This is a genomic window from Myxococcus llanfairpwllgwyngyllgogerychwyrndrobwllllantysiliogogogochensis, from assembly GCF_006636215.1.
GTDB lineage: Bacteria > Myxococcota > Myxococcia > Myxococcales > Myxococcaceae > Myxococcus > Myxococcus llanfairpwllgwyngyllgogerychwyrndrobwllllantysiliogogogochensis.
This window is the reverse complement of record NZ_VIFM01000047.1, coordinates 19,769-43,374: the sequence shown is the minus strand read 5'-3', so window position 1 is coordinate 43,374 and position 23,606 is coordinate 19,769. Positions and strand designations below refer to the sequence as shown.

The window sequence follows — 23,606 nt, the reverse complement described above, 5'->3', positions numbered from 1 at the left end:
CATGTCAGTCCGCCCTCTCGATAATGGCCGTGAAGTCGAGGCGGTCGGTGTCCTGTGGGCCGACCCTCAACCCTGTCTGGAAAACCATGCGCACCTTCTTCAGCTCGGGCTCAACGACGACCAAGCCCAGGGCGGCCTCGTGAAAGCGGCGGAAGGCGCCGAAGTAAGTGGTGAAGCCGAAGTGCAGACGCGGCAGCGTGAAGTGGAGCGAGCCTCGCGGCGTAAGATGCACAAGGGCCACCTTCTCTCCGCCGACGAGGCGGCGCGAAGGCCGCTGGTCGACGGGGGCACAGAGAGCAGAGCGCTCGTCGAAGTCTCGCGGCAGCAGTGGATGTCGCGTCTTCCGCCAGGCTTCGTCGAAGGTGCCTGTCAGCTCAAGGCGCGGCGACCAGTGACTGGCAATGGGGCCGAATCCGGCCGGGCCCATTTCCGCCGGAGTTCCCCGCAAGTACTCGATGCGATGGGCGGGCTGATCCACCCGGTGAGACGCTCTGCTGGCCACCCCGCGGCCCACGGGGTTGCGTAGGTCGCTGACATGCTTGCGCGCGTCCGAGTCGCGTGTGTCGGTGCCTCCCCATGCCCACTCGTAGAGAATGGGCTGGCTGATGAACGGCTTGGGGGACGAGGGTTTCACGCCCGTCAGGCCTCGCGTGTAGAAGCGCTCCCCGTGGACCACCAGCATCTTGTCCACGTCGTGGATGCGGGCGGCCACCTCGACGCTGGGCGAAGGCCGCCCCCCTGGTGCGTGTGCACAAGCATTGATGAGGACGTCGGTGTGAGGCTTGGGCGGGACGAGCTCGGCCTCGTAGCGCAAGCTGGAGCGGCCAGGTTCTCCCCAATAGATGGGCTCCCGCAGAAGAGGCTCCTGTTCTTCCACAAGGAGCAAGCCGCCCGCGTCGTCGACATCAAAAGTCGCCTTGAGTGCGATGACCCAGAGGTGGTGGCCGTCCTTGTCGCGGACCCACGTCCGCTCGGCCGCGTACGGTGTCTTGTTCTGAAGTGCCCACATGGTTGATGACGAGGTGTGGCCAGGGAAGAGAAGCGGCGTGGAATCCGTCGTCAGCGCAGGCCGCTGTCGAAGGATTGCATGCGGATTCGGGAGCTGGCGGCCCTGGCCTTGGCCAGTTCCGCGCGCTGAACGTGCGTGAAGGCCCGTGTGTGCACCATCAACGTGCCCCGACTTCGCAGTGCAAGCTCGCGTGCCAGGACGTGGCGGCGCCGCATGGGACTGGTTTCGAGTGCATCCACGAGGACGGTGCCGCTAAAGGGCTGGCCGTGGAGGTACCGCGTGCCCTTTACGAATCGTCTCTTTTCATCTCTCCACCAGCCCTTGATAGCGGCCACGTCCGGCCAGGGCAGGTCGTCCTCGGGCCTGGGCTCCAGGTCCGCGTCCAGATCATCCTGGAACTCCGCCGGCGGTGCAGCCCCTTCGGGCCTCTCCCCAGCAGGGAGGGCGTAGGGGCCCTCCAGCCGCAAGCCCGTCATGGCCGAGAAGGACTCCCCCGCCAGTCGCGCCATGTCGGGCACTTCCATGTACGAAAGGCATACCTCCATGGCCGACACCCTGCCACTGAATCCCAGAGCCCAGAGGACGTGGGGACGGAGGTCCTCCGCGTCGAGCAGCGCCAGCAGCAAGGGAACATCCGACTCATTGCCTCCCATGGCGAAGAGCACCATGGCTTCGGGGCTGTGTTCGTCGTGAGCGCGCACGGCGGCGCGGCATGCCTCCCATGCCTGCCTCACGCCGATAGTCAGTCCTGCGCCCATCGCTGCCGCACGAATGCCAGGATGGGAGGAGTCCAGCAACATGGGAAGCAGCTTTCGCGCCGCATCTTCCGGTAAGGGCATTGCGGCACGCAGGGCAGCGACCCTCACCCGTTGCTCGTCATGTGCGAAATAATGCGCCAGCACCTCGGGTGGTGCCTCCCGGCGGAACGAAAGCATCTCCAACACCTCGGCCCGCGGGGCGGCGTCTTCCCGCGTCAGCAAGTCAAGCAGGCGCGCACCCAGCCCGGGGGCCTCGCTGAGTTCCAGTGCTCGTCGAATGGCGGTGCGCGCTTCGGGCTCGGCTCCACGCAGTCGCCGCAGGATCTCATCCACCTCGCCAAGGGCAAGCAGAGAGTAGGCCGCCGCGGAGACCCGGAAGGGGTCTTCTGCATCGAGGGCCGGGCGCAGCACGGAATCGGCAGAGGTGGCCGCGCCAATGACAAGCCCATCCAGATGCGCGAGGAGGAGTTCCTCCAACCTCGCAGTCTCAATCAAGGTGAAGTCCGGAGCGCCCAGCGACTTCTCCCATTGCAGCCATCTAAACTCAGCCTCGTCAAGATGCTCCTCCAGCACGTCTACCAACAACATGTGGTGCCCTCCCCTGGATTCCGCGAGCGTAGCCGCAAGGGCTGACCTGGACGTGCGAAGGATTCCATGCTGCTCTTGCGGCCGGCACATGAGAGTCATTCCTTCGAGTGCATTGGCGATTCTGACCACGGATTGGGAAACCCGTGGACGGAATAGCGAGTACGGAACCTCGCATGACCATTCGCCGTCAGCTTGTGAACAATGCCCGGCGGTGGCGTGGGGTGGTTGATGCAGTGTCCTTCAGCAGCATCACCCCTCGGAGAAGGTCTGCTTGGCAATCATTCACCGGCACAGGCTGGCTGCAGAACCTCACTGCGGCCGCCACCCTCGAGGATTTCGACTTCCCCTCGAAGTTTGCTCGCTCGGTCGCCCTTGGGTTCTCCGAGGAGAACCTTCAAATGAGGGGATAGCTCAGCCCCGCACGGCGAGGGCCCGCGGCTCGACCCCTGAGCCAACGGCCCGCCCATAATGAAACACGGGCCCCACGCGCCGTCGCCCCCCGGACACCCTTCGTTCGGGGGGCTGGTGATACAGCGACAGGGGCGACAAGGCTGCCGGCGCCGCATGGAGCGGGTTTGTCGCATCGGAGTGGCTGTCCATGAAGTGCGTCGGATTCAGAGTGTTCGTGAAGGGGCTGGCCCTGGGGTCTCTGCTGTGGATGACGGCATGCAACGTGCCCATCGAAGCGGAAGAAGAGACAGGGGAGTTCGTGTCTCAAGAAGAGTCATCCCTGGAGTCACCGCTGGTTCCCGGCGTTCCGTGTGCCGACGGAACCATGGAGCAGATTTTCTCGGGAGGCATGGCGGGGTGCGCGGGCAAGGTCACCTGGGGCAGCCGCGCCTCGCTCTGCGCGCCTGGCTTCCGCCCCGCGAGCGCGCGGGAATGGGACACGCTGTTCCTTGGACTCGCGCCCGCGCACAACTACTGGACCAATGATGACCTGCGCTACAGCGGCGTGTCGGGGACCTGTAGCGTCTCGTACGTGACGGGCACCGCCTGTCCCGCCGGTCAGCCCATGCGAGTGTGTACGGCCGCCGGCACCGACGCAGAAGGAAATACCTGCAACTGGACCGGGTGCGGCTTGCTGGCGAACACCCCCAACAGGTTCTTCGGAGGCTGCGCGGGCAACACCACGGCGGGCACGCTCTGCGTTCCTCGGGGATGCGCGGATGGTTCCGTCGAGCAGACGTTCTCCAACGGCATGGTGGGGTGTGCCGGGAGTACGAACTGGGCGGGTCGCGCCGCGCTGTGCGCTCCCGGGTACCGGGTGGCCACCGCCGCCGAGTGGGTCGGCCTCCATGGCACGAGCGTGCCCACGCACCACTACTGGACCAACGACGACCTCAAGTACACCGGCTCGGCGGCGGCGTGCTACGTGAGCGCGACGGTGGGGAGCGCGTGCCCCGCCGGACAGCCGATGCGCGTGTGCCGGTCCACGGGCACCGACGCCGAAGGCAACACGTGCAACTGGGTCAACTGCGGGTTCGGCGCGCTCCCTCCGCCCAACCAATACTTTGGCGGCTGCGCGGGCAACCCCACGGCGGGTGCGCTCTGCGTGCCGACGCGGGGCTGCGCGGATGGCTCCGTCGAGCAGGTCCTCACGAGCAACCTCGTGGGCTGTTCGGGCGTGGTGACGTGGCCCAATCGCAATCAACTGTGCGCCCCGGGCTGGACGGCGAGCACCGCGAGCACCTGGACCAGTCAGCATGGCCTCGCGGCCCCTCGGTACAACTACTGGACCAGCGACAACCTGCGCTATCTGGGCACGGGCTCGTCCGCTTGCGCGGTGTCGACCACGTCCGGCACGGCCTGCAACGCGAACCAGCCCATGCGCTTGTGTACGCCGGCTGGGACGGATGCCCTGGGCAACCAGTGCAACTGGACCCACTGCGGCTACCAGACCAACACCCCCGACCACTACTTCGGCGGCTGCAACGGCAACACGACGGCCGGAACGCTGTGCAGGCTGTGACCCACGACCCCGTGTAGCGGTTTGAAACGGACCGGCGCGGCGGCGCCCCTCCCGTCGCCGCCGCTGCGTCAGTCCCCCGGGCGCGAAGTCAACCTCGCGCCCGGGTCCTGAACGTCAGGGCTACTTCACACCGACGGCGGTCCAGCTCTCCTTCACCTTCGCCACCTCGGTGGAGTCCGCGCCGTAGAGGTCCGTGGCCGCCTGGATGGTGGCGGTGCGGGCCTGGGCGAACGTGGTGCTCGGCGTCATGTAGTGGGCCAGGGCGCGGTAGTAAATCTTCAGGCCCTTGTCCATGCCGACGCCGTCCTTCACCTCGAGCTTGGACGTGCGGTTCGTCCCGCCGTTGGCCAGCAGGTAGAAGGCGTTGTTGGCGATACCGCTGGAGCCGTGCACCTCCGTCTGCTTCGGGTAGTCCTTGTAGTTGTCGATGGAGTACCCGTCCTTCGTGGGGTCGTTCATGTAGCGCAGGCCGTCCGTCGCATCGCCGTTCGTCGGCGTCCAGGCCGTCTCGCCAATCGTCCAGTTGAACTTCACGTCGGAGTTCTTCGTGGACGCGTACCACTCCACGCCGGCGCCCATGATGTCGCTCATGGCCTCGTTCAGACCACCGGACTCTCCGCGGTAGACCAGACCGGCGGTGCGCTCGGTGAGGCCGTGGGCGATTTCATGGCCCGCGATATCCAGCGCGGTGAGCGGACCGGAGTCCACGCCGTCGCCGTCGCCGTAGGACATCTTCTCGCCATCCCAGTACGCGTTGACGTAGTTCTCGCTCACGTGCACGTAGTTGACGAGCTTCTCGCCCTTGCCGTCGATGGAGTCGCGGCCGAGCACGTCCTTGAGGAAGTCGTACGTCATCGCCGCGCCGTAGTGCGCGTCCACGGCGGCCTGGTTGCGCTTCGGGTCCGTCGCCTCGCCCCAGACGTTGTTGTCGTCCTTGAAGGGCGTGGTGCCGCTCGCCTCTTCCTGGTTCTTCGCGTCGTACGTGGAGATGCCCTTGCCGCGGGTGTTGTCCTCCAGGGTGAACGTGCCGTCCGCGCCCTGCTTCGTCTTCAGGTCCACCTTGCCGCTGTAGAGCGAGGTGTCATCCGCGGTGCCACCCGGCACGGGCGGCTTCGGGGGCTCGGTGGGAGGCTGGGTGGCCTTGGGCGAAATCGCCAGGCCCCAGCTGTTGAGCTTGCCGCTGTCGCCCTTGGCGTTGTCCTTCACCGTCAGCGTCCACTCGCCCTTGGCCTTCTCGCCCGCGAAGGCGCTCAGGTCGAAGTCGCCCTTCACGTTGTCCGTGCTGCCGCCGGTGCGGTTGTGCACCACCGCGCTCTTGCCGGAGGGACTGGTCAAGGTGACGGACAGGTCGCCCTTGTAGGTGTGGCTGATGTTCAGCGACAGCTTGAGCTTGTCGACAGTGACGTCGTCGGCCACCTTCACCTTGGAGGTGACGGTCGCGTTGTCCTTGATGGCCGCGTTCGGTGAGGTGGAGACCTTCACGTCCGGGGGCGTGGTGGCGGCGGCGCCCTTGGTGCCCTTGGTGGCCGCGGCGTCACCCGTGCCGTGCGTGGCGCAGGGGCAGTTCTTGAAGCCGTCGATGGTGTTGAACTTCTCGTAAATCTTGCCGGTGTTCGCGTCGACCAGGTAGTTCATCCGGCGCGGGTTGTCGGTGCCGTTCACATTGGCGACCTCGACGCGGTACGCGGAGCGGTACTCACCGGTCGGGTCCTTGTAGATGACGCGCTCGGAGTTCGGCTGGCGGTCCGGCTTGCCCGCGAAGTCCTTCAGCGCGATGTCCAGCACCTGCGCGTGGGACAGCTGGGGCTTCTGCGTGCCCAGGCCGGCGGGAATCGTGGACTGGTCACCGGTGACGCTGCTCACCTTGCCGTCCTTGCCGAGGTGAGACACCACCTGCTCGGCGTAGACCTTCACGCCCTCGTGCTGCCGGTCCAGGCGCACGTGCGTCATCCCCAGCTCGTCGCGCTCCACGTTCTTCGGGACGAAGGCCGGGTACTGGATGCCGCCCCGGAGCCCCTGCGTCGCGGGCTTGCTGGTGGCCGGGGTGAGGTGCTCCAGCGAGGTCTGGATGGCGGACTGCGCCTCCTTGCTCTCCAGCGACAGGCGGCCCACGGGCGCCGGCAGTGGCTTCAGCGTCTGCTCGGCGCGCGCCAGGTCGGTGGTCTTCGCAGCGGGACCGAAGCCGTCCTTGATGACGTTCGGAGCCGTCCGGGTCTTCGCGGTGTTCTTCGGCTGAGCCTCAGCGGAAATGGTGGGGAGGACCGTCGGCTTCGAACCATCAGTGCGGCGAATGCTCATGGGTCTCAGAACTCCGTACGAGGTGGCTAAAGAGTTATCGCTAGAATGTATCAGGAAGTTACCTGCTGATTTCCACCCCACCCCCTGAAGCCATGTGTCGGAATGTTTCAGTCCGCGAGCCAGCGCGCCGAGGAGACCTTGTCTCCAAATCCCCAAGAATTGAGATTCACTTCTCGCAGTGAACCGTCTCCGATGAGGTCCTGAGTCTTGCCGCTGTAGTTGGAGTCGGCGTGGAGTCGCACGCGGTGTCCGGGCGGAAGACACCAGCGCACGGCGGAGACCTTGTCGTTGAGCCCGTCGATGTCGTGGAAGCGGGCCCAGTTCTTCGAGCCCCGGTCCGCGAAGTCGAAGATGAACCCCCGGTCGGTGAAGTCGGAGTCGTCGTAGAAATCGACGAAGGCGCGCGAGACGTCGGCGCCGCAGCCGTCGTTCGCCCAGATGCTCCGGAACTCCACCATCTTCACGGCCCCCGAGGGGCCGTCGTCGGCGTGTTCGGTGGCGTAGAGGAGGAGCTTGCGGTCCGCGCCCACGAAGACTCCGCCGGCCGCGTCGAGGTTGCACTGCCGCGCGCCGTCGTTGCTGCAGTACAGGTGTTTCGCCGCGACGTGCTCCAGGCGCAGGTGGCCGTCCAGACTCACACGGTAGAGGTGGGCGTAGTCGTCGCTGACGGGGCCCCAGCGCAGGCCGCCGAGCAGCGTGCCCACCAGGTAGAGCTGACCGTTCTGACAGTCGGTGACGAAGTTGAGGTTCTGGAAGGGGCCCCAGGTGTCGGAGGCCAGCTCCTCGCGGGCCCACTGGTCCACGCGCGTCCACGCGTTCGTCGGCGAGCGGAGGTCCGTGGAGGTGGAGAGGAAGACCTCGAGCACCTTCGCGTCGTACTGGCCGAGCAGCAGCAGGTAGCGCCGGTCGGACAGGCGCGTCAGCGAGGCCGTCCCCGCGTTCGCGGAGGCGCCGGGGATGAAGGCGAAGGGCTCGGGAGACAGGCCCTGGTTGAAGTCATACAGCGCGACGCGGCCGGAGTCGGGGCCCTGCTCCATGGGGAGCGCGAGGATGTTGCCCACCGCCTGCATGCCTCCGCCGTGGGCGTAGCCATTGAGTACGGGGAGCGCCGTCACCGCGCGGTCATCGAGCGGTGGCGCGGTGTCCTCGGGTTGGGAGATGGAGGGGGACAGGCGGTTGGAGCGAAGGCGCAGTCCTTCACCGTTGCGCGAGGGCAGGTGGACGACGTGGCCCACGTTGCCGTTGGTGTTGCCGTCTCGCTTGGACACCACGAGGTAGCGCCCGGAGCCGAGTGACAGGCGTTGAATCCCCTGCCAGTGATTGTCACCGGGATAGGCCACGTTGAAGTTGAACGAGCCGGGGCGGAAGCCGAGCACCTCGCCATGGTCTCGGAGTTCATTGAAGCGCGCGGGCACGTCGGGGACGCAGAGATTGCAGTCCGGGCTTCCCCAGACACAGGAGGTGTCTCCCTGGAGGGGAACGAGCGAAGCGGACGTGGTGGTGACAGTGGACGCGGAGGTGGCGTGCTCCGGGCCGCAGCCGGCGAGGCTCGCGAGTGACAGGGTCGTGGCCAGTGCGCGGGCCCACGTCTGGGAAAAGGTGCGGGGATGAAGGGGCATGGTCTCCTCGTGAAAAATGACGCGGGCGGCTCGGAAGCAACGGAGCGTATGGACCTGGTACGTCCAGGAGCATGGCTTGACCCGAGGGTGTCGTGCCATGCGACGCTTCTTCTTCGCGCTCCCCCCGGCGCGACAGGCCCGTCCCCCACCTGGAGTTCCCCCTCATGGCCTCGAAGGCGTACGCCGCCATCATGAATGTGTCGCAGTTGCTGTTGGACAAGGGCTTCGAGCCCCAGAACGTCTCGGAGGCGCTTGGACAAGTGGGTGTCGCGCTCGACGTCGACCGTGTCTATATCTTCGAGAACAGCAAGGCCGCCGATGGGAAGCTCTTGTGCAGTCAGCGATACGAGTGGACCGCGGCCTCGACCTCCGCGCAGCTCGACAACCCCGAGCTCCAGAACGTGCCGTATGACGAGGTGCTTCCATCCTGGGTGCCGCCGCTGTCCTCGGGACAGGTGGTGAAGGGCCATCCCCGCGACTTCGCGTCCCCCGCGCGTGAGTTGCTGGAGAGCCAGGACATCCGCTCGCTGCTGGTGTGTCCCATCACGCTGGGCGGCGAGTGGTGGGGCTTCGTGGGCTTCGACGACTGCCGGACGGAGCGCGCGTGGCCCACGGCCGAGAGCGCGGTGCTTCAGGCCCTGTCCAATGCGCTGGCCGGCTCGCTGCGACATGCGCGGCTGCGCAGCGCGCTCAGCGGCGTGCAGACACAGCTTCGCGCCATCATCGAGCGCTGCGCGAGCACGACGTCCTGAGGTGGAGACGCCCGGGAAGCCGCGGGCTCACGCGTCTTCCCGGGCGATGGGAAGACGCGCCAGGCGCTGAGCCTCCTTCAGGTCTTCCTTCGACAGGGACATGTCTGGAGGGCCCACCTCGCAGCGGGCCTGCTCGAGTCAGGCCCGCTGAGCGCACTGCCTCTCTACCACTGCGCGGGGTCGGCGTCGGCGAAGGTGGTCCCCACGCCAATCTCGTCGAACCAGATGCTCCGTGTCCCCTGGCTGCCTTGCATGTACCCGTTGTCGTACCAGCCATTGGCATACAGCCCGACCCGGAACTGGAAGTAGCGGTCATCCGCTATCGTCGTGTTCAGGTTGTACTGCTCCAGGACCTTCGTCCCGTCGAACCACAGCTTGTAGAAGCCTGTCCCATCCGTGGCCCACTTCGCCTGAATCACAATCTTGTGCCACTCCCCCGCCGTCACCGTGGCCAGATTGCCGAACGTCACCGTCTTCTGATTGCAGATGGTGCCCTGCTTCACCCGCGTGAAGAGCTGGTTGCCCGAAATCCACACCATGCTCGACGGCATGTAGTCGTCGCAGCCCGTGTCGGAGAAGTCCGCGATGAACTGCGCGATGTTGTACGACTGCGGCTGGAACTGCCAATCCGCCTGCAGCCGGAACGCGAAGCCGTAGAAGCCCGTGTCCCCTCGGCGGTACACGTTGCTTCGCATCACCTCCGAGTGGTACCGGCCGCCGTAGGCCGCATCGTAGATCTGCGTCATCTTGAGGCCCGTCGGCCCCTCGTAGGTGACGTTCGTCACCTCGTTCACCGAACCTCGGTGCTCCCGGCTGATGGAGTTCCAGCCAGACAACGTGCCCGTGTTGCGGAAGAGGGACGCCGCCTCGGCGACCAGCCCAAACGCCAACAACGTGGCACCGGCAACAACACCCAGTCTCTTGGTTTTCATTGTGCTCGGGGGTGAGGGGTTCGGGGCCCGCCCACGGCCTGGCCCCGAAGTCCTCTTAACCAGGAAAACAAGTCAGTGCATGCCGAGGTGAAGGGGACGTTTCCTTTCGAGCGCTCGGGCGCAGGAGCGCGGCGCGGGCCCCACCGGGTGGCGGCATTTATCCAGGCCGACTGGTGGTTTCGTCGAGGGACGTGGGGGCCAGGTGGCGATGTGCCGAGCGAGGGGGCGAGTTGCCGCTCGGTGGTGGGATGCCGCGGGTTCGCGTCTTGGGAGGGGCGGAGCGGCGGGGCCCGCACTATGGTGAGGAGCGATGAGCGAATCGGGCAGTCAGGTGGCGGCGAAGCTGGCCATCGAGGTGAAGGACCTCCATAAGTCCTTCGGTGACAACGCGGCGCTGCGCGGGGCGAATCTCGTCGTGCCCGAGGGCACCACCTGCGTGCTGATGGGCGTGTCCGGCTCCGGCAAGTCCGTGCTGATGAAGCACCTGATGGGGCTGATGAAGCCGGACCGGGGCTCGGTGAAGGTCAACGGCGAGGAAGTGGCCGAGCTGGACGAGAAGGCGCTGAACCAACTGCGCCGCCAGCAGGGCGTCCTCTTCCAGGCCAATGCCCTGTTCGACTCGTTCAACGTCTACGACAACGTGGCCTTTCCGCTGCGTGAGCGCACGGAGATGTCCGAGGACGAGATTCGCCAGACGGTGGACAAGACGCTCGCCATGGTGGGGCTGTCCCACGCCACGACGCGCTTTCCGGGCGAGCTCTCCGGCGGCATGCAGAAGCGCGTGGGCTTCGCGCGCGCCGCCATCCTCCAGCCGAAAATCCTCCTCTACGACGACCCCACGGCCGGTCTGGACCCGCTCACCACGGCCTCCGTCAACGAAATCATCTTCACCGGCAAGCAGCAGCTCGGCGCCACCTCGCTGGTGATTACGCCGGACGTGGCCTCTGCCTTCGGCATGGCGGACCACCTGGCGCTGATGCACGAGGGCCGCGTCGTCGAGTACGGCCCGCCCGACTCCTTCCGCGAATCCCAACACCCCGCCGTGAAGGCGTTCCTCAACAACTACCTCCGACGCCGCTCCCAGCGCGTCCGCGCCGCCGAGGGCTGAAGCCCCCTCGGACGGCGCGCGTCGCGAATCAGGGCGTGCAGTAGCGCACGGCATCCAGCGAGCTGCCTTCCTGCGTGGACGTCATGTAGAGCGCGCCCATGCGACGGGGCCCCAGCTTCTCCATCAGGACCCACTGCGCATAGGCGTGCAGTGGCAACCGCTCGGGACCAGGACTCCTGTCCGCGGGCGCGTGTCCCTCGTCTTGCGTCCACAGCCGCCCCTGGGTTCCGAGCATGGAGCCATCCGAGGGCAACGAGGTGTCCTTGGACACGGCAAGCCAGGCCAGCCGCAATGCACCCTCGTCCACGAAGGCATTGAAATAGGCGATCTCCGGCGCGATAGCGGCCTCCGCGAGGAACTCTGGAACTCCGCCTCCGAACAGATTTCGCACGACCTGAATCTCGTGGCGCCAGTCCGGTGGATTGCGATTTCGCAGGACCAGCACGGGTGACTCCAGGGGGCCACCGCGTGTGGCGCCCAGGTCCACCAACCCGGGCATCGACCCGTTGTTGGTCGTGAAGGTGCGCTCGTCTCCGAGGAGCTCCAGGTTCGAATCGAAGCGCCGCAGTCGCACGGTATCGCCCATGGCCGGCGGCAACTGCTCTGTCGTGACCACCACCACGTCACCATTGCGCAGCCAGAGAATGCTCTCGGCATGTGAATTGGAATCCGCGGGGAGCGTGAAGAGTGCCTTGGGAGCCGTGAGCACCTGTCCGTGCACATCCGTCACTGTTCCCAGCAATTGAGCTGGCAGGTCGGGCCCAGGACTCGAGCGCCAGACCACCATCAGCCGCTCCCCGTCCTGCGACATGGCCATCCGGGCGCTCCCGGAATCGAGCGGCCTGTCCAAGACCAGGGAGTCCACCGCGCCGCCCTCGGGCTGCGATTGCGGCGCGCCCGAGCTGTCGAGCGGCACGAGGTATGCCCGAAGCGGTGGGCCTGAGGTCCTCGACCCCGTGGCGTAATACAGCGCGGGCCCATCCTTCGTGTCTACGAGTCGAAGGTTGTAGGAGGCTCCCGGCGGCTCGCCCGTGCGAGCCCATGGACTCGGGACCGTTGAGGACCCCTGAAGCACCAGCTTCGAATCCAACCGCAGGATACGAACCTCATCGAGCGACTCGGTCACCGCCACGAGGACTCCGCTGTCCGTTCGGAGGCTCGCGACAGTGGCCCCGTTCAGCGGCTGAGTGAGGCGTGTCACGCGAGACCAGCTCGGAGGGTCCGTCACTCCATCACAGTCATTGTCGAGCCCGTCGCAGCGCGTCTCCGCCGCTTCGTAGTCCGCACCGTACGAGCGCGCCGTACACTCCGGTTCGTAGGCCCCATCCACCCACGCCCGAGTCGCCCCCGCGCAGACGCCCTGTTGCTTCTCACAAGCGCTCGGCTCCGCTCCTCCATCCTCCACCGTCCCTGAGTCCGGCACCGGCTCGTCCTTCGCGCCCGAGGACTCGCACCCCGACGCCACCACCACCAGCAGGAGCCCCACTCCCGCCTGAAGCCACTTTGCTGTCATGACTCATACAGTGGCACGGAGCATCCCTCCGCGGCCAACAACAGTTGAGTCCCGACAAGCATCATCGAAAGGAGCGCGACAGACTCCTCACGAGGAACAATCTCACTGACGGTGCGGTGAACCCAGACAGGGTCCGGGCTCGTCCGCTTCACGGCGTGCAGTAGCGCACGGCATCCAGCGAGACACCGTCCGTGGTTGCCGTCATGTACAGGGCCCCCATGCGCCGGGGCTCGAGCTTCTCCATCAGGACCCACTGCGAATAGCCGTGCAGCGGCAGGGGTTCGGACTCCGCGAACCGCTCCACCTGGGCGTGCCCCTCGTCCAGCGTCCCCAGGCGCCCACTCCACCCGAGGTTGATGTTCCCCCCGGGCGACGGCGCACTGAAGTCCTTGAAATACGAGAGCCACGCCAGTCGCAGCACCCCTTCATCCGCGAACGCACCGAACCAGGCGACATGGGGCGTAGGAGTAGCAACCCAGTCCTCCGGGCTTCCTCCGTGGAAGAGGTTCTGGACCACCTGAATCCTGCGAATCCAATCGGGTGCGCCAGCCATGCGCATCACCAGGACGGGCGACTCCAGGGGTCCGCCCCGAGCGGCCCCCAGGTCCACCAGCAAGGGAGTCGCCGGGAAATGCGCAGACGTTTCAAACGACCGCTCCTCACCAATCGGGTCCAGGTTCGCGTCGAAGCGGCGCAGTCGCACGGCCTCCCCCAGATTCCCGTGCCGCACATCCACCATGGCGGCGAGCACCTCTCCATTGCGCAGCCAGATGACACTCCCGAGGCGTGGGCTGATGTTCACCACGTTCTTGAAGAGCACCTTGGGCGCGGTGAGCACCTGCCCTTCGATATCTGTCACCGTCCCCATCACCTCCATCGGCGGGGACTGCGCGGAACCCGAGCGCCAGAGAATCACCAGCCGGTCACCCGAGGGAGAAGTCGCCACACGCGTGGACTCCTGGTCGAGCGGCCTGTCGAGGAGCGGGTACTCCACCAGTCCACCCTCGGGCAGAGGTATCGGCGCACCCAGGTCATCGAGTGGAACGAGATAGGCACGGAGCGGTGCCCCCGCATCGCGCGCCACGGTGGAGTAGTACAGCGCGAGTCCATTCGCGGTGCGCACGAGTTGGGTGCGCTGGAGCGCCTCAGGGGTTCCTCCCGTCCGCACCCACGGCATCGGCACGCGGGTCGTGGCCTGGAGGACCAGCTTCGAATCCAGCCGCAGGATGCGGACATCATCGGGGCTGCCCACGGCCATGAAAACGCCATGCTCTGTCTGGAGGCTCGACGCGTACCCCGCGAACAACCCCGCCTCCAGGCTCGTGACGCGAGACCGGACCTCGGGGTCCGTCACGCCATCACAGTCATTGTCGAGCCCATCGCAGCGCGTCTCGGCGGCTTCGAAGTCGGTGCCGTACGAGCGCCCGGTACACTCCTGCTCATAGGCGCCGTCCACCCACGCGCGCCTGGCTCCCGCGCAGACGCCCTGTTGCTTCTCACAGGCCAGCGGGTCCACGCCTGCGTCCGAGCCAGCATCCTCACCACCCGGCCCCCCGTCCTCCACCGTCCCCGAGTCCGGCACCGGCGCGTCCTTTGCGCCCGAGGACTCACACCCCGACGCCACCACCAGCAGGAGTCCCACTCCCGCCGAAAGCCACTTTGCTGTCATGTCTCATACCGTGGCACGGAATCGCCGTCCACAGCCCCTAACAAATGTTTCTCACCAGAATCCCCGCGAGGAGCGAGCGAACCTGCCTCGCGGGGAATGAACTCACGGCCCCTTCAACAAACCCAGATAGAGCCCGTGAGGTTCACGGCGTGCAGTAGCGCACCGAGTCCAGGTAGCTGCCGTCCAGCGTGGTCGTCATGTACATGGCTCCCACGCGGCGGGGCGCGAGCTTCTCCATCAGGACCCACTGCGCATACCGATGCAGTGGCAGGTATTCGGAGCCCGGAGACCGGTCCACCGCGGCCTGCCCCTCGTCCAAGGTCCATAGCCGCCCATTCCACCCGAGATAGTCAACACCCTCCGGCGGCGGCGCCTGATGGTCCTTGAACGCAGCAATCCATCCCAGGCGGAGCACTCCTTCGTCCGCGAGGGCGCCGTACCAGAGCACCTCTGCCGGGGAATGGGCTTCCGCCCACGTCTCCGGTACCCCTCCACCGAAGAGGTTCTGGACCACCTGAATCACGCGCCCCGGCCCCACTCGCAGGACGAGCACGGGCGACGCCAGGGGCCCACCGCGCGTCGAGCCCAGGTCCACCAGCAAGGGCATCGCCTCATAGGAGGTCTCAAAGGAGCGCTCGTCGCCCACCGGGTCCAGGTTGGCATCGAAGCGACGCAGGCGCACCGTGTCGCCCGCGAGCCCCGACTTCTCATCACTCATGGCGACCAGAATCTCCCCATTGCGCAGCCACAGGACATTCGCCAGCTTCTGCGTGACGTCCCCCACGCTCGTGAAGAGCGCCTTGGGCGCCGTGAGCACCTGCCCCTGCGCATCCGTCACCGTCCCCATCACCTGTATCGGCGGGGACTGCGCGGAACCCGCGCGCCAGATGACCACCACCCGGCCATCCGCGACGGACGTCGCCGCACGAGTGCTCCCACTGTCGAACTCCCTGTCGAGCAGTGGGTACTCTACCAACCCGCCCTCGGGCAGCGGTGTCGGCGCGCCCCGGGCGTCGAGTGGAACAAGGTAAGCCCGGAGCGGTGCCGACCCATTGCGCGCCACGGTGGCGTAGTGCAGCGCCAAGCCCGTCTGCGTGCGCACGAGCTGCGCGTTCTGGAGACTCCCTTCAGGGGCTTCCGTCCGAATCCACGGCATCGACACGCTCGCCGTCCCCTGGATGGCCAGCTCCGAGTTCAACCGCAGGATGAGGACCCTGTTGCTGTCACCAATGCTCACGAACACGCCACTGTCCGTCTTCAGACTGGAGACGCGCCCGAACGCCGTCTCCAGACTCGTGACGCGCGACCAGCTCGGAGGGTCCGTCACACCATCGCAATCGTTGTCGAGTCCATCGCAGCGCGTCTCGGACACATCTTCGTAGTCCGCGCCGTACGAGCGCCCGGTACACACCGCCTCATAGGCGCCGTCCACCCACGCCCGCCTGGCCCCCGCGCAGACGCCGCGCGTCTTCTCACACGCCAGCGGCTCCACGCCGCCATCCGACTCGGGGGTGCCAGCGTCCGGCTCGGGAGTGCCACCATCCCCCCCCGTGCCACCATCCAGTCCACCGTCGGTGAAGGGCTCTCCTCCATCCTCGCGGTGGCCACCATCTCCCCCTCCGTCCTCCACCACGCCCGGCCCAGTGTCCCGCTTCCCCTCATCCTTCGAGCTCGAGGAGCCACACGCCGCCGCCATCACCAGCAGCAGGAGCCCCATCCCCGCATGAACATGCTTTGCTTGCATGCCGCACAGGATGGCACAGCCAACTCCTGGCGTCCCAAGACCCAGACACGCGCCATGCGAAATACTTTACCCACGCAATCTTTTTGCGAGGCGCCGTCAGCCTTCCTTCCCATCCACGTCCTGTGCGCGGCCTTCCGCACAGCGCGTCCGTCCTTGAAGCCCCGCGAGGAGCCCGGCAGCCTCCTCGCGGGGTGTGCCTCACGGGCTGCTAGCGATTGAGGCCGATGCGCGGACCCGAGCCCGGCGGCACGCAGGTGTAGGTCACCTCCTGGCCCGCCGTCTTCGCGTAGTTGCGCAGCGTCGCGTCCGTCACGTTCGCCGCCGTCCCGTCATCCGGAGTGAAGGCATTCGCGGCCGGACTGAAGAGGAAGCCCTTCACGCGCCCTCCCAGCGCCACCTTGGCCACCAGGTCGCACTCCGTCACCGCTCCCCCCAGGACCTTCGAGGTGAACGGCGTGCGCGCGCGCTGCAACAGCAGGTCGATGCGCGGACCCACGCTCGCGGAGTTCGTGTTCGTCAACGTCACCTGCTGACCGACAATCGGCGCCAGGTCCGTGTCGAACGCGAGCAACAACTGCTCCACATCCCGCCGCGTCGCATCCGGGTTGTTCAACGGGAAGCCCACTCCGATGCTCGGGATGAACACGATGGCCGACAGGAACCGCGCCGCGGTGTCCACCGCGCCGTCATGCACGAAGCCAAAGCCTCGCACCTGGTCCCCCGTCCAACCACTGTCCCGCGCCAGGAAGAAGGGCGTCGTCGGATTCCCGAACATGCCGACCTTCTGATACATGTTCCGCAGGTGCGGAATCTTCACAATCTGCGGGATGTTCTCGAAGCTCACCCGACCATCCGTCCCAAAGAACCCCTGGGACGCGTCGATGCGGTGACACCCCTCACACGTGAAGCCCAACCCCTCTCCAAACGGAATGCCGTCCGCGCGACGCGAGCCCGAGTAGAAGTTCAGGCCCCGCTGCTGCGCCGCCGTCAATGAGTTGTCCAGGTTGCGCACCGGGTTCGGCGGCAACTGCACTTGCAACTGGAAGTCGGTGAAGCGCTGCATCTCCGCCACCGTGGGCATGCTCGCCCGGCCCAGCAGCCCCTCGAACGCGACGATGAAGTTCATGAACGAGAGGTTCGGGTCCAGCTGCCCCACGCCGAAGAAGCCGTTGGAGCGGTCCCCTCGCCAGTGCATGGCACCGGAGTTGACCATGCCGCGCAGGGTCTGCGTCGTCATGGGGCCCTTCATCGGGTGGAAGTCCTCCACGTTGCCCGAGCCGTTGATGTGCGGCTTCAAGAGCTCCGCCGCCCCCAGCAGGCGCCCCGGAATCGTGTTCTCCACCACGTCCTCATCCGGGTTGCCCAAATCCCAGGCGAGGTCGTCCATGTCGCCGAAGATGTGGCAGCTCGCACACGAGGCCTCGCCGTTGGCGGAGAGCGTCGTGGCGTCGTAGAGCACCGGCCGCCCCTGCACCACCGCCGCGGGCTCCGGGTTGGCCAGCACCTGCTTGCCCAGCTCCGCGCGCGTGGCCAGGTCGACGACCTTCACCGCGTTGTCGAAGCGGGTCATCACATAGAGCCGGTTGCGCTCCTCATCCAGAATCAGGCCGCTGGGCCCACCACCGCTGACCGGGATGTACGCCGCGCTGTTCAACGTCGGGTTGAAGCTGTCCGCCTCCAGGGCCTGCGTGTCGAACACGCCCACCTTGCTGGAGCTGTATGCGGCCACGTAGAGCTTCCGGCCATCGCGGCTCACCACCATGTCCAACGGCATGGAGAGGCTGTGCGCCTTCGCCGCCGGGTCGAACCCGGGCTCGTTCGCCAGCTTCGAATAGTCCAGGTGCTTGTTCAGGCGCCGGGGCAACACGCTGCCCCCGAGGATGGCGGTGATGCGCGTCTCCGCCAGGTGGCCCTGCACCGTGGTGCCGCCGTAGTTGCCGGGGCCCTCGAAACGGACGTGGTTGAAGGCCTCCGTGTTGGACACGTACACCGTGCCCGTCACCGGGTTGGTCACCATGTTGAACAGCGTGGTGCCCACGTGCGGATAGGCCGCCTTCTGGCCCAGCGTGTTCGCGTCGAGCGCGAAGACGTCCTGGTCCGGCAACCGGAAGCGCACCGCGTTGTTCCAGTTGCGCCCCAGCTCGTCCTGCCACTGGCTGGACTGGTTGTTGTACTTCACGATGAGCGCCACCTCGGGCGCGGGCACGCCCTGGTGGTTGGTGGCCGGGCCCGGGCTGCCGCCAGGGTAGATGGAGCCATTCACCAGACAGGGCAGATAGGGATTGAAGCCCTCACACACCGCCTCCTCCATGATGGAGGTCGTCTGGTTTCCAGACTTGAACACGGCCGCGTACACCGTCTGCCCATCCGGGCTCACCGTCAGCGCGCGAGGCGTGTCACCAAACAGGTTGAGGATGCGCACCGGCGTGCCACCCAACGTCGTGCCCAGGTTCGCCGGGTCGAAGACCCAGACGTCCGCGCGCCCCACGCCCGGCGTGGTGAGCTGTGGATCTCCCGCACCCGGCACACCCGCAATCGAGGCGTGCGTGCGGTGCTGTCCACGGTGCGCCGTGGTGATGAACGCCCGGCCCCCCGTGCCCGCGAAGACGATATCCCGCGGCTCGTCACCCACCAGCAGCGTGCGCACCACGCGCGGTGTCCCCGAGAGAGACACGACGCTGACACTGTCCGACAGGTGGTTGACCACCCAGACCTCGCTGTTGCCTCGCGGCGCCACCGCCACGGGCTCCAGTCCCACGGGAACCTTCGCCTGCAGCGCGAGCCCGGAGGCCCCCACCGTGAAGATGGACAGGCTGTTGTCCGGCGTGTTCACCGCGAACAGCCGCGTGCCATCCGGTGACAGCGCGAGCGGACGCACATGGCCACTCTCGAAGGCGATGAAGGACGGAGCCGCCGCGTGCGCCGGGGTGAAGGCCGGCGACATGACGGCGAGCAGCGACAGCGCCGCCAGCAAGGACTTCTGGATGCTTCTGAGTCTCGGGGGAGTCATGGGGAGGCCAGACCTCTGGGTATGACGAGGGGACGACGCACACGCCGACCAAGGCGCGGCGGGGCATCTGCCGACGGCGGGTGAAGCCAGAATGTGAGCGGGGTGGAAAAGCGTGGAGCCTTTGAACCGCTACGCTTGAGGCGGTCTACAGACAGACATAATGCGACGCGTCACGAGGAGGGCACACGATGCGAGGGCAAGCATCCTCACCTCCGACATGGCAGGATTCCCAGGAAGACAAGGTACTGGGGGAGGCGCCTTGGGTGCTTGCTCCGTTCCGCCAATTCCTTTGACCAAAGGCGACAACATGAGCTCTCCGGCGACCATGTTGACGAGCTGGGCGCTGGCGCTCCACCGCACGCTGGAGCTGCGTGGCGTGGACTCGCATGCGCTGTTCGTGCAGGCGGGACTGAACCCGGGGCTGCTGGGAGACGCCAACGCGCGCTATCCGCAGGCAGGGATGACTCGACTGTGGCGGCTGGCGGTGGAGCGCTCGGGAGAGCCGGCCATTGGACTGGCGATGGCGCGGCAGGTGAGCCCCACCACGTTCCATGCGGTGGGCTACCGGCTCAATGCCTCCAGCACGCTGCGCGAGGCCTTCGAGCGACTGGTGCACGCGGTGGCGCTGGTCTCCGACGCGCTCCGGCCAGCCTTCACCCGGGACGGGGACTGCTATCAGGTGATCCTCTACGACGGGGGCGAGGGGCCGCATCTGTGCGAGGAGGAGACCGACGCGGTGGCGTACCTGCTCGTGCGCTTCTGCCGGGTGGTGTACGGCAAGGAGCTGTCACCGCGCGAGGTGCTGCTGCGCCGTCCGGAGCCCTCGGACCTGACGCCCTACGCGAAGCTGTTCCGCTGCAAGGTGACGTTTGGAGCGAACGCGGACGTGCTGGTGTACGAGCGGCCACCGTTCGAGGTGACGTTGCCGGGAGCGAACCCGGAGCTGGCGCGCATCAATGATGAGCTCATCACCCGGCACCTGGCCCGGCAGGCGGGGCAGGACGTGGTGGCTCGGGTGCGCGCGGTGCTGCTGGAGTTGTTGCCCCAGGGAGAGCCGTCGCAAGAGAAGGTGGCGGAGCGGCTGCATATGAGCGCGCGCAGTCTTCAGCGGCGACTGGTGGACTCGGGCTCGGGGTTTCGCGAGCTGCTCGCGGAGACTCGCCGGACGCTGGCCCTGTCGTATCTCTCCGAGCCGGGGCGTTCGGTGAGTGAGATTGCGTATCTGTTGGGCTTCTCGGATGTGAGTACGTTCACCCGCGCGTTCCGGCGGTGGACGGGACAACCTCCGAGCCGGTTCGGGATGCCTGCTCGGGCGCGCTCGGGTTCGTGAGAAGGACTCATTCGACGAAGGCGCCCTCCGTCGCGCGCAGCGCGGCGAAGAGGTCCCGCTGAACCTCGCGAAGCTCCTTCGGGATGCCACGGGCCATCGGCGCGAGGAGCCAGAGCGGTGGCCCCGCGTCGAGCTCCCTCTCGAACTGGAGCCGGGCGTCTCCGTGCGCGAGGAAGGCCGGGAGCGCGGCCCGTCCCAGGCCAGCGGAGCACGCATCGCGCATGGCCAGCAGTGAGCTGCACGTCACGGCACCCGGTACGTCCTTGGGGACCTCGCGCCACCAGCTCATCGAGGCCCTGGCGCGCAGCTCAACGCTCGGCTGCAGCCAATCCGGCGCTCCGCCGCGAGCGCGATAGACTCCGACCTTCAACCGTCCAAGCCGTCGTCCGCGCAGCGCCCCGCTCGGGTTTTGACCGGGACGCAGCGCGAGGTCCACCTGACCTGGCAGCAGCTCCAGTTCGTCGTCACTCACGAGCACCTCGACCGCCTGCACGGGCCTGGCCTTCGCGAGCGCGAGGAACAAGAGCGGGGCCAGCACGTCGCTCGTCGTGATGACCACGGTTCGTTCCCGGCCCCGTCTCTCCGCCCCTACGAAGTCCTCGATGTCCCTCGCGGCCACGCGCATCGTCGCGGCCCGCTCCGCGATTCGCAGCGTCAGCGCGCTCGGCACCAGGCGCGCGCCCCTCGCGAACAGAGCCGTGCCGAGGCGTGCCTCCAGCGCCGCGACCCGCCTCGACACCGAAGAATGTCGGAGCGACAACTCGCGTCCGGCGGCCTCGACGCTGCCAGTGCGAACCAGCGCCTCGATGGTCTGAAGCTCGTCCCAGGAGATGTGCATTCTCGCACATCTTCTGTGCGTCCATCCGGAGGTGTCAAACGAGCCGGGCCGGGCTAACTCCTTCACCGCGCATCCCAGCGCGGGAGGAGACGAACATGGGCAGACACCGGGACCGCCCCTTTCAAGGCGAGGACGTCGATGCGCTCCTCCCGCTCAACGCCGACGCCTCGCTTCTCGCCGACGCTGACGAGGCCGCCGTCGTGAAGCTCTCACGTCGCACGTTCGTCGCCGGAAGTGCCGTGGCCCTCTCCGGTTGTCACACCGATAGGAACCTGCCCATGCCGCGCCTCGAACACCGCACGCTCGCATCGCTGCCTCGCACCACGCTTTCGTGGCTCTCGCTCCGGGACCACTTCGTCGCGACGGTGGGACCCCACTCCGGCCAGGGTCGACCGCTGGGGCCGCTGCTCGTCCTCGCGGATGCGACATTCGCGCCGAAATCGCGGTTCCCGCTTCACCCTCACGAGGAGATGGAGATCCTCAGCATCGTCGTGGACGGGACGCTCTCGCATCACGGAGACCAGGCGCACGGCGCGACGATGGGACCGAGGACCGCGCAGTTGATCTCCGCGCGGAGCGGGATGATGCACGCCGAAGGAAACGACACAGACCGGCCGACGCGGATGCTCCAGTTGTGGTTCCGGCCGCACACCTACGGCGGCCCCCCTGCCTACTACTCGCGCCAGCTCTCGGATGACGGGCGGCAGCTCATCGCTGGCGACGAAGGGATGCCTCTGCGCGCCGACGTGCGGGTCTGGTGGCTCCCGCTCGTCGCGGGCCGGCCCGAGCGGCTGACGCTCGACCGCGCCCGTAACGGATACCTGCTCGCGACGACGGGACCGCTCCGGGTGGAGGCGCTCCAAGGAGGCTCGGGTGTGGACCTGGCGCTCGGCGAAGGCGCTGTGCTCGGCGAGGGCGCGGCCACTGTGACAGCGGACACCGCGAGTTCGGCGCTCTGGATTGACCTTCCTTGATGCGATGGCTCCGATGTCTCGTGGTGGCCCTCCGTCAACGAGACCTGAGCATGAGCGCACGGCCCGCGGCGGAAGTGGGTGGACTCGGGCTCAGCGGGTTGGCAGCTCGCGGAACGTGAGGCCGTCGAGTTCCAGGCGGAGCACGGCGTCTTTGAACCGCTCCGTGCCGATGACCATGGTGGCGAAGTTGCCCAGTCGGAACAGGTCCAGGTCCGTGGGCAGGGTGGCCGCGTCCAGGATGGGCTCGTCGGGCCATCGGAGACTGAACCGGTCACAGGTCGGGCACGGCGGTGGATGTCCTGGCGGCATGCAGTCGGGATGAAGCCGTCCTCGAGGAGCCACCTGGAGTTCCAGCAGCTCGGGCGGGGCCTTCTGGCGAAACCGCAGCTCCGTGCGGCAACCGAGCAAGCCTCGCAGTCCTTCCGCCTGAAGGAGCTCCAGTGCTTCACGGCGCATCAGCAGGCGAATGCCTCCCAGCCAGTCAATGGACCCGAAGCTCCCAGAGGCACGCCCCACCAGAGGTCCGAAGGTTGTCCCAGGAGGAAGGGACACGTCTGGAGGCACCAGGGGACGCACCAGCTCGCGCAGGCGCACGAACTCAGCGAAGGGCTCGGGCCTGGGCCTTTTAAACTCGTCGTGCTCTGGGAGCCCGGAGAGATCGACGGACGGGTAGTCGTGCCCCACGGAGCTCCAGGTCGCGCCACAGGAGTGGCATCGCAAGCCAGGCAGCCCCCACTTGTGGCTCCCATCCAGCTCGTTGCCGTGCTTCGCCATTGCGGCTTTGTCTTCGTCCAACAAGAAGAAACGGCTCATGCGCACCTACGCTCCTGGGCGGGAGTAGTACGGACGGATAGGACCACCCATCAGCTCAAAGCGGTGGATAAGCTCGCCCGCGTGCCTGAAAACCTCTTCGGGAGAGGCACCAGTGTTCGCCTTCCGGAATGCTCGCCACGCATCGTTCCAGGCACCTCCACGCCCCGTGCCATCATGGATGCGCCGGTGGACGGAGAGTGGAATGGGCATCGTGTAGTGATGAATCTTGACACCCTGACGCTCGAACCACGCGGCCAGGTCATTCGCCTGCGGAAAGATGTGGTGCTTCTCCCAACGCCCCGCCGTGAGCTGGCGTGACGGAGGGATGACTCGGTCCGGAGCACCGTTCCAGTTGGGGAACGTCATGATGGAACCCGGAGGGAGCTTCTGCGCTCCGCCCCAGTTTCTCCGAGGACCACTGCCCGGTGCCGCCGCTGCAGCGGGTGGTCTCGACGGAGGAAAGCGCGCCAGCTCCACGGCTACAGGCGTGTCCTCGCAGCGATAGAAGCCGCAGGTGTCACCCAGGCACAGCAGGGTTACACACTGGTCTTCCTCTGGTGCCTGACACTCCAGCTCGGCCTCGTCCCAGGCCTGCTTCACGGGGGGCTTTTCAACCGTGGAACAGCCGAGCCAGGACACCGCGACCAACGCAAGCCATTGGACGTAAGGGATTCGCATG

The 23,606-nt window shown here is 66.9% G+C and carries 17 protein-coding genes; 5 read left to right on the top strand and 12 right to left on the bottom strand.

From position 1 onward, the window contains the following. Window positions 1-4 precede the first annotated feature (4 nt). A complete protein-coding gene (locus FJV41_RS14475; protein ID WP_141643058.1) occupies window positions 5-1,009 on the bottom strand; it encodes a DUF2169 family type VI secretion system accessory protein in 1,005 nt (334 codons plus the stop codon). A 50-nt stretch (window positions 1,010-1,059) separates the two neighbouring features. Then, window positions 1,060-2,340 carry a TIGR02270 family protein gene (locus FJV41_RS14470; RefSeq protein WP_246137207.1) on the bottom strand — a complete coding sequence of 427 codons (1,281 nt, stop codon included), beginning with the start codon at window positions 2,338-2,340 and terminating at the stop codon, window positions 1,060-1,062. Between the two features lie 613 nt (window positions 2,341-2,953). On the opposite strand from FJV41_RS14470, the gene FJV41_RS14465 reads away from it, so the two are divergent. After that, entirely contained in the window at window positions 2,954-4,327 is a 1,374-nt protein-coding gene (locus FJV41_RS14465; protein ID WP_141643057.1) for a hypothetical protein, read from the top strand. A 120-nt stretch (window positions 4,328-4,447) separates the two neighbouring features. Here the strand turns inward: FJV41_RS14465 and FJV41_RS14460 are convergent, their stop codons facing one another. Further along, window positions 4,448-6,625: a M4 family metallopeptidase gene (locus tag FJV41_RS14460; protein WP_141643056.1), complete on the bottom strand. Its 2,178-nt coding sequence runs from the start codon at window positions 6,623-6,625 to the stop codon at window positions 4,448-4,450. Window positions 6,626-6,732: 107 nt separating this feature from the next. Beyond that, on the bottom strand, window positions 6,733-8,244 hold the full coding sequence (locus FJV41_RS14455) for a hypothetical protein (protein ID WP_141643055.1): 1,512 nt from the start codon (window positions 8,242-8,244) through the stop codon (window positions 6,733-6,735). A 164-nt stretch (window positions 8,245-8,408) separates the two neighbouring features. On the opposite strand from FJV41_RS14455, the gene FJV41_RS14450 reads away from it, so the two are divergent. After that, a complete protein-coding gene (locus tag FJV41_RS14450; RefSeq protein ID WP_141643054.1) occupies window positions 8,409-8,996 on the top strand; it encodes a GAF domain-containing protein in 588 nt (195 codons plus the stop codon). A gap of 164 nt (window positions 8,997-9,160) precedes the next feature. Here FJV41_RS14450 and FJV41_RS14445 read toward each other — a convergent pair whose 3' ends face one another. Continuing rightward, window positions 9,161-9,928 carry a polysaccharide lyase family 20 protein gene (locus FJV41_RS14445; protein WP_141643053.1) on the bottom strand — a complete coding sequence of 256 codons (768 nt, stop codon included), beginning with the start codon at window positions 9,926-9,928 and terminating at the stop codon, window positions 9,161-9,163. 310 nt (window positions 9,929-10,238) lie between these two features. On the opposite strand from FJV41_RS14445, the gene FJV41_RS14440 reads away from it, so the two are divergent. After that, window positions 10,239-11,036: an ABC transporter ATP-binding protein gene (locus FJV41_RS14440; RefSeq protein ID WP_141643052.1), complete on the top strand. Its 798-nt coding sequence runs from the start codon at window positions 10,239-10,241 to the stop codon at window positions 11,034-11,036. Between the two features lie 28 nt (window positions 11,037-11,064). Here FJV41_RS14440 and FJV41_RS14435 read toward each other — a convergent pair whose 3' ends face one another. The 4 genes from FJV41_RS14435 to FJV41_RS14420 form a co-directional block, all read right to left on the bottom strand. Further along, window positions 11,065-12,549, bottom strand: coding sequence for a putative metal-binding motif-containing protein (locus FJV41_RS14435; protein WP_141643051.1), 1,485 nt, complete (start codon window positions 12,547-12,549; stop codon window positions 11,065-11,067). Window positions 12,550-12,697: 148 nt separating this feature from the next. Continuing rightward, on the bottom strand, window positions 12,698-14,218 hold the full coding sequence (locus FJV41_RS14430) for a putative metal-binding motif-containing protein (protein WP_141643050.1): 1,521 nt from the start codon (window positions 14,216-14,218) through the stop codon (window positions 12,698-12,700). 142 nt (window positions 14,219-14,360) lie between these two features. Further along, a complete protein-coding gene (locus FJV41_RS53655; RefSeq protein WP_246137206.1) occupies window positions 14,361-15,962 on the bottom strand; it encodes a putative metal-binding motif-containing protein in 1,602 nt (533 codons plus the stop codon). Between the two features lie 208 nt (window positions 15,963-16,170). Then, entirely contained in the window at window positions 16,171-18,972 is a 2,802-nt protein-coding gene (locus tag FJV41_RS14420; protein WP_141643049.1) for a hypothetical protein, read from the bottom strand. 307 nt (window positions 18,973-19,279) lie between these two features. Between FJV41_RS14420 and FJV41_RS14415 the strand changes: the two genes are divergently transcribed. Continuing rightward, entirely contained in the window at window positions 19,280-20,302 is a 1,023-nt protein-coding gene (locus tag FJV41_RS14415; protein WP_141643048.1) for an AraC family transcriptional regulator, read from the top strand. 7 nt (window positions 20,303-20,309) lie between these two features. Here FJV41_RS14415 and FJV41_RS14410 read toward each other — a convergent pair whose 3' ends face one another. Further along, window positions 20,310-21,140: a LysR family transcriptional regulator gene (locus tag FJV41_RS14410; RefSeq protein ID WP_141643047.1), complete on the bottom strand. Its 831-nt coding sequence runs from the start codon at window positions 21,138-21,140 to the stop codon at window positions 20,310-20,312. Between the two features lie 95 nt (window positions 21,141-21,235). Between FJV41_RS14410 and FJV41_RS14405 the strand changes: the two genes are divergently transcribed. Continuing rightward, on the top strand, window positions 21,236-22,114 hold the full coding sequence (locus FJV41_RS14405; protein WP_246137205.1) for a pirin family protein: 879 nt from the start codon (window positions 21,236-21,238) through the stop codon (window positions 22,112-22,114). 90 nt (window positions 22,115-22,204) lie between these two features. Here the strand turns inward: FJV41_RS14405 and sitI6 are convergent, their stop codons facing one another. Together sitI6 and sitA6 are read right to left on the bottom strand one after the other, a co-directional pair. Next, window positions 22,205-22,927: a SitI6 family double-CXXCG motif immunity protein gene (sitI6, locus tag FJV41_RS14400; RefSeq protein WP_141643046.1), complete on the bottom strand. Its 723-nt coding sequence runs from the start codon at window positions 22,925-22,927 to the stop codon at window positions 22,205-22,207. A gap of 6 nt (window positions 22,928-22,933) precedes the next feature. Then, window positions 22,934-23,605 carry a SitA6 family polymorphic toxin lipoprotein gene (gene sitA6 / locus FJV41_RS14395; protein WP_141643045.1) on the bottom strand — a complete coding sequence of 224 codons (672 nt, stop codon included), beginning with the start codon at window positions 23,603-23,605 and terminating at the stop codon, window positions 22,934-22,936. Window position 23,606: the final 1 nt, after the last annotated feature.